1 rRNA gene is annotated in these 200 nt (G+C 49.0%); it reads left to right on the plus strand.

The features are described from left to right. Window positions 1–49: 49 nt before the first annotated feature. Window positions 50–165: ribosomal RNA gene (gene rrf, locus AK81_RS28925) — 5S ribosomal RNA — on the plus strand. Window positions 166–200 lie beyond the last annotated feature (35 nt).

Genomic DNA, 200 nt, shown 5'->3' on the forward strand with positions numbered 1-200 from the left:
TATCCGAATTCGCTGGGCTGTCCATCTGGACATTCTGGCTACAGAATTTCTTGACGACCATAGAGCATTGGAACCACCTGATCCCATCCCGAACTCAGTAGTGAAACGATGCATCGCCGATGGTAGTGTGGGGTTTCCCCATGTGAGAGTAGGTCATCGTCAAGATTCATTTCGCAAAACCCCTATCTGCGCATGCAAAA

The sequence above is a fragment of the Pseudomonas putida W15Oct28 genome (assembly GCF_000708715.2).
Lineage (GTDB): Bacteria > Pseudomonadota > Gammaproteobacteria > Pseudomonadales > Pseudomonadaceae > Aquipseudomonas > Aquipseudomonas putida_R.